This window comes from Patescibacteria group bacterium (assembly GCA_038065255.1).
Taxonomy (GTDB): domain Bacteria; phylum Patescibacteriota; class Patescibacteriia; order JACQRZ01; family JACQRZ01; genus JBBTRI01.
The window spans coordinates 25,595-40,464 of the sequence record JBBTRI010000003.1 but is presented as its reverse complement, the minus strand read 5'-3'; the positions used below and the strand labels follow the sequence as shown (position 1 = coordinate 40,464).

Below are 14,870 nucleotides of genomic sequence, written 5' to 3'. Positions count from 1 at the left end.
GCTTGTTTAAATACGTTATTCTACTATCGGCGCTTTATCAGATCCGACAGCTTGCTCAAATTCCTCTCGTTCAAGAGTCTCCTTTTCTAATAGTAATACTACTATATTTTCCATTTTTTCTCTAGAGGAGCTAATTATATCTTCGGCTTGTTTTCTGGCGGCTTCAATAAATCTCGATATTTCTTGGTCAATAAGCTCTGCTGTTTTATCGCTATAATCCCTGTGCTCTGTAAGTTCCTTGCCAAGGAAAATAAGGTCATCCCGTTCGCCAAATGTGCGCTGTCCCAGCTGCTCACTCATGCCATATTCCGTCACAAGCTTTCGTGCCAATCGAGTTGCTTTCTTCAAATCACTACTTGCTCCCGTAGTTACGTCGCCAAAGAAGATATGCTCTGCCATGTATCCGCCAAGAAGTACTGCCAATTCGCTGGTAAATTCTGTTTTTGTCTTAAAGTGCTTGTCTTCAGTAGGCATATTAAGCGTATAACCGGCCGCTTGCCCGCGAGAAATAATCGATACCTTTTGTACTGGCGGCGCACTTGGCAATGTATGGGAAACAAGCGCATGCCCCGCCTCATGATAGGCGGTAATCTTTTTTTCCTTTTCAGACATCATATGGCTTTTGCGCTCGGGACCCAGAAGTACCTTTTCAATACTGATAAGAATATCCTCAAGCGTTAATTCCTTCCTGTTTTGGCGCGCTACGAGAATGGCTGCTTCATTCAGAAGATTCGACAGATCTGCTCCGGAAAATCCCGGTGTTCGCTCAGCGACCCTGCGAAGTGAAACACCTTCCGCCAAAGGCTTATTGCTCGCGTGCACTACTAATATTTCCTCGCGCTCGCTAATATTAGGCAAGTCAATAACCACACGCCTATCAAAGCGTCCGGGGCGTAGCAATGCAGGATCGAGAACGTCCGGCCTGTTTGTTGCCGCAATCACGATAACATTTGCGTTCGGCTCAAATCCATCTAGCTCTACAAGAATTTGATTGAGTGTCTGCTCGCGTTCATCATGAGACCCTCCCAAGCCGGAACCGCGTTGTCGGCCGACGGCATCTATTTCATCGATGAAAATAATACTTGGCGCAGCTTTTTTTGCCTGAGCAAACAAGTCTCTCACGCGGCTTGCACCCACACCAACGAACATTTCTATAAATTCAGAGCCGGAAACATGAAAGAAGGGGGCTTCAGCTTCACCGGCAACTGCTTTTGCAAGCAATGTTTTGCCGGTTCCCGGCGCACCCACAAGCATAACCCCTTTTGGAATTCGCGCACCAAGATCTGTGAACTTTTTTGGATCCTTCAGAAATTCAATGATTTCCTGCAGCTCTTCTTTTGATTCTTTCGCGCCGGCAAAGTCCTTGAATGTGATGGTATTTTTTTGGTTTTTCGTGTCAAACCGCCGCGCCCTACTCGATCCAAACGTCATCGCGCGATTATTTGCGCCCTGCACTTGGCGCACCATTATATAGATGAAAAATGCGAGTATTGCAAATGGGAGCACAAATGTAACAAATGCATTGAACCAAAAGAGACTTGCCTGATCCTTCACTTCGACTGTTACTTTTTTTAACTTCTCGGTATCGACATTATAATTTTTGAGAAGCGTGCTAAGTGATTCGCTCGGCTCTTTGTGGAGAATTTCCCGCTTGGCATCCTTATTGAGGGTGATATGGATTGTGTCGCCTTCAATGATAATTTCTTTTATCTCTTCTTGTTGAATTTGCCGAACCATCGTTTCGATACCGATTTTTTCTTCTTTTTTGATCGAGCGCGATGAGTACAAGCTCAAAAAACTCCCTACTACAAAGATAGCAAGAAGAAATACAACAATATTTTTTACAATTCCCTTCATAACTCGTAATCCTTTTTACCAAATTATTCAGCGGGAGCACTTGTAGCATCTTCCTGTGCCGCCTCTGATGGTTGGGGATCAGCTTGTTCGATTTCGGATGCTTCTTTTTTGGCAACCTTCTCCTGTACAGGCTTAAGACTTAACCCAAGGCGGTGCTCCTGAGGATCGATTGAAATAATAGTAAATTCTATATTATCACCAGGCTTTGCAATACTCATTGGGTCAACGGGGCCTTTTGCAGAGAGTTCAGATGAATGTGCGAGTCCATGAATTTGCGGATCAAGCTCGACAAATAAACCGAATGGATTTACTTTAAGAACTTTACCCATTACTTTCTGGCCGATTGCATAGCGATCTTTTACGCGCATCCAAGGATCTTCGATAAGGCGCTTCATGGAAAGAAAAATCTTTGATCGTTCAATTTTAATAATCTGCGCTTTGATCTTTTGTCCCGAGTGCACAATATCTCTCGGGTCATCAATGCGCTGCCATGCAAGCTCTGAGATATGGATCAACCCCTCCAGTCCCTGACCGAATTGCACAAATGCGCCGAATTCTGTGATAACCGACACTGTTCCTTCGATAACATCGCCAACATTATAACTTCCCAATAAATCTTTCTGCTGTTCTTCCCATGCTGCTTTTTCTGAAACAATGAGCTTATCTTCTTCTTCGCCTACATCTATAATTTTTGCATCAAATAACTCTCCGATATATGATTTAAGCCGATCAAGAATTTTATTTTTATCGCCACCCTGTATGCGGGGATAATGTTCTGGAGAAAGCTGCGAAACAGGCATGAATCCTGATACATTGCCGCATGCAACGAGCAATCCTCCTTTATTTGCTTCAATAATTTTTACTTGAGTAATCGTACCAGCATCCATGAGCACGCGAAGCTTATCCCATGCCTTCTTATGTCCTGCTGAACGAAATGATAATTCAATTAACCCCTTTTCATTTTCAAGATCAATGACTGTTGCCGATACTTCGTCACCGGATCTGAGTGAAGAATACTCACCCGATTCATCAACAAGTTCAAATCCGCGTGCAACACCCGTTGCAACGCCCTGTAAATCTACAAGTACCTCATTTTTGGCAACACTTAAAACAGTACCTGTGACAAGATCGCCTTCTTTGGGGAGTTTTGCACTATGAGTCTCGAGAAGCTCTTTAAAACCACCTGCTTCTTTAGTTGCTGTAGTTGCTGTTTGAACCTGTACGTCCCGTACTGGAAGTTGAATATCCATATATTATGAATGAAATTAACTGCCTGCGAACTCTTCGCATGCAGTTCTTTTCTTCGTTAAAGAGAAGAAAAAAACGAGTAAAAGTTAGTTCCTCTTACGATATACTAATCCAATCTCAAAGTCAAGCCTATTTCGTCGTAAACATGACAATAAGCAAGGCGACAATATTAAGTATCTTAATCATTGGGTTAATTGCCGGGCCAGCCGTGTCCTTATAGGGGTCACCAACAGTATCGCCGGTAACAGCTGCCTGATGAGCAAAGGAACCTTTGCCGCCATAGGCGCCATCTTCAATATATTTTTTTGCATTGTCCCATGCACCCCCACCCGATGTCATAGAAAGAGCAACAAATACTCCTGTTACGATTGAGCCCACCAGCATGCCTCCAAGCCCCTCGGCGCCAATAAGAAACCATACAGCCAATGGTGCGAGTATGGGAATAAGTGCGGGTGCGATCATTTTCTGTAATGCCGTTTTTGTGACGATATCTACGGCGCGGCTGTAGTCCGGCAAAGCAGTGCCTTCCATAATTCCTTTGATCGTGCGGAATTGCCGGCGCACCTCTTCCACTACTTTTTGAGCTGCAGCACCTACTGCTTCCATTGAAAGCGCTGCAAAATAATAGGGCAGCAAACCTCCGATAAATAAACCGATAAGCACCCTATGATCGTCAATCAAGAATTGTGTAGCCCCGCCAAGACTATGCGTATAATCAGCAAAAAGCACAAGTGCTGCCAGAGCAGCTGATCCGATCGCATACCCCTTAGTAACCGCCTTCGTTGTATTGCCTACAGCATCAAGCGGATCGGTAACTTCACGCACCTCTTTTGGTAAGCCGGCCATTTCGGCAATACCGCCTGCATTATCGGTGATTGGACCATACGAATCAATTGCTACAATAATACCTGCCATGGAAAGCATCGCCATTGCCGCAATAGCAATACCGTAAAGCCCTCCAAGTGTAAATGCCGCATAGATTGCTACACATATCACAATAACCGGTGCAGCAGTCGCTTTCATGGAAACTGCAAGTCCGGCAATAATATTTGTTGCATGCCCTGCTTGAGAGCTTTGTGCAATCAGTTTGACCGGGGCAAAGCTTTGTGATGTATAATATTCGGTGATCGCGACAAAAAGCCCGGTAACAACAAGTCCAATCAGTGCGCAGAAATAAATATTCAGCGGTGAATAAATGCCATTCCCTTCAAGAAGTTTGAGTGTTACGGGATACAGCAGCACTGCTGCGAGTAATCCGGTCACAATCAAGCCCTTGTAGAGGGCTCCCATAATATTCTTTGACGATCCAAGTTTGATAAAAAAACTGCCGACGAACGAAGCAATAATTGCTATACCGCCAATAACAAGCGGAAATACAATTGCGTTATCAAACCGATAAAAAATATACGAGCCTAATAGCATAGTCGCAACAGCAGTCACGGCATAGGTTTCAAACAAATCAGCTGCCATACCCGCGCAGTCGCCGACGTTATCACCGACGTTATCAGCAATCACTGCCGGGTTTCGTGGATCGTCTTCTGGAATGCCGGCTTCTACTTTACCGACAAGATCAGCTCCCACATCAGCGGCCTTGGTAAAAATACCTCCGCCTAAGCGAGCGAAGACCGAGATAAGACTGCCACCAAAACCAAGCCCGATAAGCGCACTAATATCTTTTGTTACAGCATAGAATGCCGCAACACCAATAAGTCCCAAGCCTGCAACAAGCATTCCTGTTACCATGCCCCCTTTGACAGCTACATCAAGTGCTGCAGCCAAACCTTTTTTGGCAGCTTCTGCCGTGCGGACATTCGCCTGTACAGAAATAGTCATGCCGATATATCCTGCGGCACCAGACAACAACGCCCCAACCAAAAAACCAATAGCAAGCGTAGAGCCAAGTGTAAACCATAACAAAAGGCCAACAATACATGCTACAATGGCAATAGTACGGTATTGCCGATTTAAATAAGCTGAAGCGCCCTGCTGAATGGCGCGAGCAATTGATTGCATTTTTTCATCTCCTGCCGGACGTTTTAACACCCATGAAATGAGAAATGCTCCATAAACAATGGCAAGGACACCCATGCCAATTGAAAAATATAATGCTTGTTGCATATGTAATTTTTATGAATTATTCTTTGTTGGATTCTTCCGGTATTTGCTCTTCTGCCTGAGGTGCGCTCTCTTCTGACTCAATAACTTCTCCCCGATCCGTCTCTCCTCTCACTTCAATATTCCAACCGGTCAACTGCGATGCCAAGCGAACATTCTGTCCGCCCTTGCCAATTGCAAGTGAAAGCTGGTCATCTTTTACCAATACGCGAGCAACATTTCCTGCTTCATTAAGGGTAATGGATGATACTTTTGCTGGTGAAAGCGCGTTGGAAATATAGAGCGAAGGGTCTTCATCATAGAGAATGACATCTACTTTCTCGCCGCCGAGTTCCGAGATGATCGTCTGAATGCGGCTGCCTCTCTGGCCAATGCATGAGCCGATTGGATCGATAGTTTCTTGATGAGAATGCACAGCCACCTTTGATCGCTGCCCTGCCTCACGGCTAATGCCCTTGATTTCAATTGCTCCATTGCTAATCTCCGGTATTTCCGATTCAAACACCGACCGTACCATGCCTGGATGGGTGCGAGAAAGAATAATTTCAGGACCTTTTGAGGTTTTTTCTACGGATACAACATACACCTTAATACGATCTCCTTGATAATATCGCTCACGAGGATTTTGCTCCACATTCGGCAAGATAGCAGTAACCTTCCCCATATCCACAAGGACTCTATGCTCCTCTTTTCGCTGCACCGTACCAATAATAATAGTGCCTTCCTTATCTTTAAAACTTTGAAATAAATTACTTCTCTCAGATTCTAGAATTTTTTGAATGAGCACCTGCTTTGCCGTTTGTGCCGCCATACGGCCAAACTCGGCTGATGTTTCGAGTTTTGTTTTGATTTCATCTCCTATCTCGGCATCCGACTTCAACGACTCTCGAGCAGATGTAATGCCAATATCTGTTTTTGGATTAAAACGAGGCTTTAGCTCTTCACCTTCCGCAGGTTCCTGGGGTGCTTCATCTTTTTCGATTGGCTGGGGATTTAGCTCTTCTTCGGTCGGATCTTCAACGACCGTTTTCACATCATAGATATTCCATTCGCCGTTTTTGATGTCGAATTCTACTTTGACATTTTGCAGGGGTTCTGCAAAATCTTTGCGGTACGCAGACGCAAGCATGGACTCTACCGCTTCAATGACATCTTCCTGGGGCAAGCCCCTCTTATCACAGATTTCTTTGATTGCCGAAGCTATTGGGTTATTCATAATAAAAAATAAAAAGTAATAAAACAAAAAAGGATAGTATAACCATCCTTAATATTGTAATTATACAACAGTGGTTTTGTAACGTCAAGCTGCTGCGGATTGCGGCGTTGATGAAGGGGGTGATTTTTTTGGTGATGCAGATGAGCTGCTTTTGGGTATAAGAGGAACATTAATTTTTATATATCCCTTTTCTTTCTTAATTCGCATTGTCCCGCCACGATAGATATGGTGGTATTTTGGAATATTCATTGATTCGGGAATGGGGAATTGATAGGCATCTTTTGACACAAGAACGGAGTACATGCCGGGTGGCGTAAGAAAATTGAAACGTCCGTAATAATCAGTAAGTCGCGTACGTAATACTTTATTTTCTTTTGCATCGATAATGCTAATCGCCGCAAGCGGTACCGGTTCAAGTGTTGCTGCACTAAATACAATACCCCATGGTTTTTCTGTACGGCCCATAATCGTGAGCTGAAAAAACACATAGATGCCGTTCAGTACAAAAAGCGTCCCATTCACTACGCCCGGCGTGTAAAATGCAAGCGCTGCGCTTATCACAAGTCCAACAATAAGCGATCCGGACGAATGCTGTTTCAAAAACTGATTGACTTGTTGAACGGGTGTTAGCCCCTTGACTCGTTCGCGGCTTGGCGGATCGAGCGGAATACTCATACTCATCACTTGGTCGGGGTTGGAGATGGTAATATCCTGTTGGCGATAGATATTTGCATATTCGCCATCAACCGTTTTGGTAACAATGGTTGATGGAAATGTATAGGGCGGTTTTGCAATGGAAAGCGAATACGTGCCCGGTGTTGTAAGAAAACTAAAACGCCCATGCTTATCCGTGACTTGCGTTTCCACAAGTTTATTGGTTTTTTTATCGAACAGGCGGACGACTGCAAGGTCAATCGGTTCTTTTGCTGCGGCATCATACACCACTCCCCATGGCTTTCGGCGCTTACGGAAACCGAGTATTGAAAATAGCCATGAAAAGAGGTGATTAAGATAGTGGTACCAATTGACTGTGTTTGTCAAAACAGCCGGATTTGCTACGGCAACAACCGGAGCGGCGGCTACAGCTGTCGTTTGAAGCGCCGACTGCGCCACTTCAACCGTTTCTTTGACTTGTTCATTTACTGCTGCAATGATTTTTGAAACTTCGCTCACGGGCAATGCTATTTGATTAAGGATAATTGCTTGAAGTTTATTTGTAACAACAGTATTAAGTGTAATGATCTGCACTTGATCATCGATATATACAATTCGCATCTGTACTTTTTTTGCACCCTGATCGCTCGGCACGGTCAGTTTTCCTGAAAAACACAAACGCGATTGTTCATACGCCAGTGGATATGTTTTTGACCCGATGGAAACATTGATTCCTTTTACTTTTTTCAGAAACGCATTAGGTGAAATACAGAGCGATAACTGTGTTGATGGTGCAATATAAATATTGCCCGCCAGCTCAGAAGGGTTTACCGCTTCTTCTTGCTGGTGAATACCCAAATCGTCGCTATCAATAAGAGACTCTACGAGACGCAAGCGGACAGACGGCATGACAGTGATATCCACTTGCGGTTTTTGATCGAGAGATTCTTCCTGTTTTGCAGTACCGCTTTTACCGAAAAGTGCAAAAATTGAAACGCTGTCTACTTCTGTTGTCGCACATTTTGCTGCCATATCAAAGACGGCCTTCTCACATGTTCCCGTTCCTGTTAAGGGGTCAAAGTGGGCAATACACATACTTCTCGAGGGATTCATCGGATCAATAGAAATATTCATCGCATTCAGAATGGTATCATCCCAGCACATGGTCAGCTTCATGGGTGAAGGTAGTTTGATAAGACCGTTACTATTCTCATCCAGAACGCTCACTTCTTTAATTTGATTCGGTAGCGGTTTTGCTCCGGGAAAACCGGGAACAACAAGTTCTTGCTTAAGAAGCTTCTCTGCCTGACCCTGATTAAGCGGCGCAATGGTAATACTATCAGGGGTATGGAGAAGTTGAGAGAGGGTGGGTTGTTGGCCGGGAACAACCGGTTCCTCGTCTTGCACAGCTTCTGCCGCTGCGCCTGTCACCACTTGTTGCACTACGGTGCTTCGCGCAAGATCAATGAGCTGCTTTTGAACACTCGGATCTTTGAGGCGCTGAATGATGGTCTTTTGCAACGCATCATCAACATCCGAGGAAAGAGCAATTTCTTTAGCGTACCGCTTACGCAATGCAATCAATCCTTCAGCATATGCTTTTTGGGCAAGTTTATTGAATTCTTTTTGAATGGTTGTTATTTGCTCATTGCTCCGTTCTCGAAGATTGCTTGCAAAAAATATATCGCTCTTACTGATTGTTTCCGCAACTGCACCGGGCGCTATCTGTTGGGGAGCTATGATTTCAATAATGCGTCCGCCCAAACTTTTTTTGACAACCAAGACGCTACTGAAATCCGTTGCTCCAGTCACATCCCCCAACCGAGCACCATCAAAGGAATAGAGTTCTATTTTTTGCAATCCTGATTGAACAACGAGCTTGATTGCGGCAGATAATTTTACAAGCTGTTGAGGGGTTGCGCGTTTTACTTTTGCAGCTAACAATTTTTTCGATTCTGCTGCGAGCTGTTTTTCCAATGATGAACTAAGTGTACCCATAAGCCCTTGATCGATGTCCAAAGAAATTGCCTGCACTTGAGAAAGTGATTTCTTTTTAGTTGAGGTAAGGCTCACTTTTGACTGGTCGGTTCCAAGAGCAAGCCTCTTGAGGCCATACCATGCATCGCGGGCCGCAAGCTTTATGTGGTCAAACAAACCAAGTGGCTGACTCTGTGTCTGCCGATCAGCACTCGGACAGAACCACACAAACATTTCCGGAGCATGTTCTGCATTTTTTATTGCTACTTGCTGACAGAGAGACCCCGTCACGGGAGCAGACGTGGAAATGGTCAATCTTACTGAATTTTGAGAAACATTCGGAGCAGCCTCTGAAGCGCCGGCCGGAGGAGCGGGTACTATAGGTGCTATTTCCGGTGTGGAGCCACTTGAAGTTCCAACAAAAAGTGAGGATTGGGCTTGGTAGGCGGCAGGCGCTGCAGGCTGCGGGCCTTGAGCGCTTCCAGCTACTGCACTTGATCCTCCACTAGTGCCTCCGCTCACAGGAGTTACTGTTTCGGAAATTTGGTTTCCCGACTTAACAGGCGGTGCCGGCGGCGGTGCCGCTGCTTTAATCTCATCAATGGCTTTTGCTGCGGCAGTATTAACCGCCGTATCAATTTCTTTTTTCACCTCTTCTACGGATTGTTTCAATTCCTGTGCAAGCTCTACTTTAGCGACCCCAATAGTGGCCGTATTAGAACTCTGCCGTTTATCCTTATCTTGGACAGTGCATGTAATACTATATGTTCCGGCTTCGCTGAAGAGATACTCTTGCGACGCGCTTGAAGCCATGCCTGATAATTCCTTAATCTGTCTACCGGTTTCATCAAGTTGCACTGCCTTCCAGCTATATGTATAAGGCGTAACGCCGCCGCTTGCAGCACAGGAGAGGCTTGCCGGCAGGTCGGTGGTGATTGTTGTGCGGTCTTTAGGTGGAATGACAGCCGCTTTCACTCGCAATAATTCTTTAAGCGTAATGGTAAAGATCGGACTTGTGATAGATTTCCCTCGCGCATCAGAAATAGTACAGGATGCTTCTTTTGTGTAGAGCTTTCCTTCATCACGATAGGTATGGATTGGATTATTGACAGTAGAAGAGCTCGTGTCTCCAAAATTCCACAGATACGAATAGGGAGCAACACCACCTTTGGATGTACAACTGCCATAAATATCCAATCCCTTCCCCTCAACAGGGTAATCGGCAATCGCTCTTACAAGTGGAGTACCTGCGTCGCCGCTTAATTTAATGCCTGCATCAAGAAATGAAAGCGGTTCAACAATACCCACTTTAGCTGACGCAGTTGTTTTGTTCGCTTTGGCGTCTGCCACGGTACATAGAGCACTGTAAAGACCAGCTTTTGTATATGTGTGCTTTACGGTTGCATCTTTACCGGTTGCTCCATCGCCAAAATCCCATACGAATGCGTAGGGGGGATTGCCTCCACCGGCTGTGCAGATGAATGACGCATCAAGTTCAATGCCACTTGCCGTTGCACTTGCGCTTAGCAGCTCGCTCGCCTGCACCGGCACCGATCCACTTGCAGTTTTACCAACCGAATCTTTCACTGTACACAGAGCTGAGTAGCTGCCGGCAGATTTATAATTATGAGTTGTGCTTGATTCTGTACCTGTTGCGCCATCGCCAAAATCCCATGCATACGAAACGTAAGACGTTGTGCCGCCTGATGCGCTACATGTAAATGACGCTAAAAGATTTGTAGTTTTTGCAGTCGCGGTGACCGATAATTCCTGCACCGGTTGAACTGTTACCGAACCGCTTACTGACTTTCCTGTAGAATCCTTAAGTGTACAGGTAGACGTATAGCTTCCCGGTGCAGCATAAATATGGGTAACCACTATACCCGTACCGGTTGATTTATCACCAAATGACCACACATGAGAGCTATACGGCGATGCTCCACCGGAGCCGGTGCAAGAAAATTTAACGGATAAGTTTGTAACTTCCCCGCTTGCCGTTGCTGATAATTCAGCAGGAGGAGGTGGCGGAGATGCTGCTGGCTGCTGTGCTGCCGGAGCTGGTGCCGTGGATGCTGTTTGAGTTGATTGTGTGCCTGTTGTTGCGGTCGATGTGGTGCCAGACGTGCTTGTGCCAGTTCCGCTTGTGCCTGTGCTCGATGCAGTCCCTGTTCCACTACTTGTTGCTCCACTAGAGCTCGCGCCTGTTGATCCGCCTGTAATACCGCCGACAGAGGGCGTTCCTCCCGTTACGGCTGCTTGGGTCGTAGCCGACGACGTGGAAGATTGTCCCGTCTCAACACTTGCGATAATAGCCGTAACTCTATAGAAGTATGTGGTCGATGCTGTAAGAGCAGTATCCGAATATCCCGTCGTGGTGCCGCTCGATACGCTTGGATCGCTGCCAATGCGTGTATACGTACCATCCGTCGATGAGCTGCGGTACACATTGTATCCACTAGCCCCCGTTACTACATCCCATGCAATACTTACTTGCGATGAACTCCCCGCTGTCGCACTGACATTTTTCGGCGGAAACGATGAAGTAGCATAGGACAGGGCGCCGCCTCGCGCATACCCAATACCCACGTGTGCTGCTGCGCCACCTGTCGGTTGAGCAACGATCGAAAATGTACGCGTGGCGATATTTGAGCTATTTACCATTTGATTATTGCTGTTTCCCCCTGTGGCATTTTTTCCGATTTTTACCATGACATACTCTTGTGCGGCAATCTGTGTAGCCCCGCCTGTCGGGTAGGTAAATTGGATGGTTTTTGTTGTTGTGTTGATAGCAACTCCCCATTGGTTGTTTCCAGCGGCGGCAGCGAGTGTATAGTCAGTTTGGCTTGCAAGTGTTGCGCCATGTGAAAGATCAATATCTCCTACGACAAGTGCGTCCATACCTGTTGCCGCAACAACATTCCGCAAATAGAGCGTAAGTGTGCCGTTTGAAATCGTGGATGGCGTTTTGAACGTAATGGTGTGGTCTGATGGAATACTTGCCGTAGAAGGCTGGAGAGTATAGGTGACATTTATCAGTTCAGCAGCAGACGCAAAACGACCCGCAAGCGCAAGGCTTCCAAGGACGAGAAAAAATCCTGCTATCTTAAGCATTCTCATACATAGTAGTATACAACAACATTCTGATAGTTCAACTCTTTTTTCTTTTTCCTTTCAATACCTTTTGGTACACATCAAAGAAAACAAAAAATCCAATAATGACTATCAGGAGAGCAATGAGCCCCGCAATACGCGGAGTTCCCGCATATTCGCTGATGCGCAGCAATGGCGGCACGATTGCCACCTCGTGCCAAGAAGCAGCCATCAAAGAAAATGAATTGGTGCGAACACTATCATCGGCATTTTTCGATTTAATAGCTAGGTTAAATACACCGGGGAATTTCGGGACTACAAACGATGTTGCATAGCACTGCCGTGAAGAATCTTTGGCCAAAAAATATTGGTCTGACTGCAAGGCATCGGCAAGAGCAAGTGTAACAGTATCCGTGTTTTTATCGAAAAAAGAGACCGGAATGCAAATATCAAGAACGGATGAGGTCACGGCATAAAATGTCTGCCCTGCCGACGCAAGCTGTTTCCAACCGCCTCGAACCTGATCAAAAAAAGTCAAATGCAAATCATCTGTTCTGAACAAATAGCTCTCCGGTCGCTTGAATATTTTTGTTGATTGCGACACAACAATAAGATCTCTGCGTTTTTCTGAAGAAATATCCCTGCGCTGTTGTCCAAATACAGAAAAGAGTGTGGCGTGTGACACTTCTGCAATAATCACATTACTTGAAGTATCAATACTAGACTTCAATGCTATCCAGCTTTTGAGTGAGCTTTCCCAATAGTATACTTTGAGACTCTCTTCATTGATAGTTTGAATAAGTGAATCATTATAGCGAAATGTCAGCTTGACCGGCTTTTCAAATTTCTTTACCCGTTCGCCTTTGGCATTCTTCACCTGTATTTTATAGACAATACCCCCTACAGATTCGTATCCGGTTGGAGTTCGCGCATCCTCGTCTATAATCGCTGTTTGCGCAGCAGTGATAGGCGTAACAGCAACTTCAGCCTCTTCGGTAAATGTGTTCGATGGAATATCCACAGTAAATGCAGATGTGCCCCCCGATGAATCCTGCATGACTGCTGATGTGCGCTGCGCCTCATCCTGTTTGACAACAACTTTTGACTCCTCGGCAGGAATCGAAACAATAACCGCCGGCGCCACGGGCACTCCACCCACTGCCACAGGCGCTGAATAACTGCCAAACGCAGCCGAAGCCGCGGGGAGCATCCCTGATGAAGCAGGGGAAACAGGAATAATTTCCTGTACGATCGGTACCTGCGGAGCAGCCGCTTGAGTGGTGGGTGAGCTTGGTGGTAAAGATACCGGGACTTGTGGTAATTCTTTTACTGTTACTGCAATGAATGAACCAGAAGATACGCCTCCAGATTTTGTGAGCGTAAAAAATGTATAGTAATACACTTGTCCGGCAGCAAGCCCACTATCGGTAAATGTCTCTGCTCTGCCGTTAAAGACGTTTTGTCCATCTGTGACTGACTGTGGAAATAACGCGGTGCTTCGTTGAATTTTGACAGAAGCAAAATCAGTGACGGGAGGATTTTGCCATTGCAACGTAATGGAATTCACCGTTGAACTGCTGCGGATGCCGCTGATATTAGGGACCGGCTGTAGCGGTTTTTGCACTTCGGCTGGCGCAGGAGGTTTTTTCTCACTTGCTGTAGCCGAAACTTTCTCTTTTGGCGTTTCTTTTGGAATTTCTATCGGTGTTTTCGGTTGTGTTGGCGTAGGGGCGAAAGGTTTTGCCTCTGCAATAGGTGCAACTGGAGCTATCGCGGGCGCTAATGACATAACCGTGCCTGGCGGTGTTTTGACTGTCGCAACATTCGAATATCCGCTCAACCCGCAGGTGTTGTATGCCCGTACACGATACTGATAGGCTATGCCTGCTTGAATTTTATTATCTGCGGCCTGGATAGCGTTCTGCGCCCGCAGATCAAGGATTTGGTCAAAGGAAGAGTATCGCGTTGCAGTGGTGTCTCCGACAGCTACGGTAATTTCTTGATTTCTCTCGATAGTGAAGCCATTCTCATTGTCAGCTGCATCTTCCCATGTAAGCTTCACAATACCAGCACTGTTTTCCGCTTTTAGAGTAGTGGGAGTAGAAAGTGTGCTTTGACATACTAAACTTACCACATCATTCGATACAATCGGTACAACGACTGAGCTTGATGCTGAGCCTGCAATGATATCAATTACATGCCCTCTCGATACCGGCATGCCGTTTAGCGGCTGCTTCCATACTTGTTTGGATATTGGAATATCATGGAGTGCTTGTTTTCCTATGATCACAATTACACGCTCTCCGGGTAAAATAGGGGTTGCATTGGCAAGTGGATATGAAAATGTCACTGTTTTTTGTACGCTGCTAATAGCAGCTCCCCATGTATTTGTGCCAGGTGCACTATATACACCTTGTTGGACCTCTCTTCCAATTGGGCCGTAGAGCAAATCAATGTCGGTATAATCAACGGCATTGGTATTAGAAATTGCATCATTAAATGAAATTTGAATCACGCCCGAAGTAACACCAACTGAAGTAATAAATTGTACAACATGATCCGATGGTTCCAGTGTTTTAAGTCGTGAAAGCGCATCGCTCAAATTTGTAAGGCCAGATGCAAAAACACTGACTGGCATGAAAATTATTATTCCCAATACCAATCCAACATATAAAAGGAGTCTTTTTATTGTATTAAAAGACATAGACAACAA

At 45.5% G+C, this 14,870-nt stretch carries 6 protein-coding genes; all 6 read right to left on the bottom strand.

Translation table 11 applies throughout. The annotated features are described in order from the left end of the window. Positions 1-15 precede the first annotated feature (15 nt). Positions 16-1,857: an ATP-dependent zinc metalloprotease FtsH gene (gene ftsH, locus AAB400_01145; GenBank protein MEK7648502.1), complete on the bottom strand. Its 1,842-nt coding sequence runs from the start codon at positions 1,855-1,857 to the stop codon at positions 16-18. A gap of 23 nt (positions 1,858-1,880) precedes the next feature. Next, positions 1,881-3,107, bottom strand: coding sequence for a S1 RNA-binding domain-containing protein (locus AAB400_01140; protein MEK7648501.1), 1,227 nt, complete (start codon positions 3,105-3,107; stop codon positions 1,881-1,883). Between the two features lie 127 nt (positions 3,108-3,234). Then, a complete protein-coding gene (locus AAB400_01135; protein MEK7648500.1) occupies positions 3,235-5,223 on the bottom strand; it encodes a sodium-translocating pyrophosphatase in 1,989 nt (662 codons plus the stop codon). A gap of 16 nt (positions 5,224-5,239) precedes the next feature. Continuing rightward, entirely contained in the window at positions 5,240-6,436 is a 1,197-nt protein-coding gene (gene nusA, locus AAB400_01130) for a transcription termination factor NusA (protein ID MEK7648499.1), read from the bottom strand. 84 nt (positions 6,437-6,520) lie between these two features. After that, on the bottom strand, positions 6,521-12,184 hold the full coding sequence (locus tag AAB400_01125; protein ID MEK7648498.1) for a PKD domain-containing protein: 5,664 nt from the start codon (positions 12,182-12,184) through the stop codon (positions 6,521-6,523). A 31-nt stretch (positions 12,185-12,215) separates the two neighbouring features. Then, a complete protein-coding gene (locus AAB400_01120) occupies positions 12,216-14,861 on the bottom strand; it encodes a hypothetical protein (protein ID MEK7648497.1) in 2,646 nt (881 codons plus the stop codon). Positions 14,862-14,870: the final 9 nt, after the last annotated feature.

Coding starts and splice junctions, on each gene's coding strand:
- ftsH (MEK7648502.1), bottom strand. CDS start 1,857: ATGAAGGGAATTGTAAAAAATATTGTTGTATTTCTTCTTGCTATCTTT.
- AAB400_01140 (MEK7648501.1), bottom strand. CDS start 3,107: ATGGATATTCAACTTCCAGTACGGGACGTACAGGTTCAAACAGCAACT.
- AAB400_01135 (MEK7648500.1), bottom strand. CDS start 5,223: ATGCAACAAGCATTATATTTTTCAATTGGCATGGGTGTCCTTGCCATT.
- nusA (MEK7648499.1), bottom strand. CDS start 6,436: ATGAATAACCCAATAGCTTCGGCAATCAAAGAAATCTGTGATAAGAGG.
- AAB400_01125 (MEK7648498.1), bottom strand. CDS start 12,184: ATGAGAATGCTTAAGATAGCAGGATTTTTTCTCGTCCTTGGAAGCCTT.
- AAB400_01120 (MEK7648497.1), bottom strand. CDS start 14,861: ATGTCTTTTAATACAATAAAAAGACTCCTTTTATATGTTGGATTGGTA.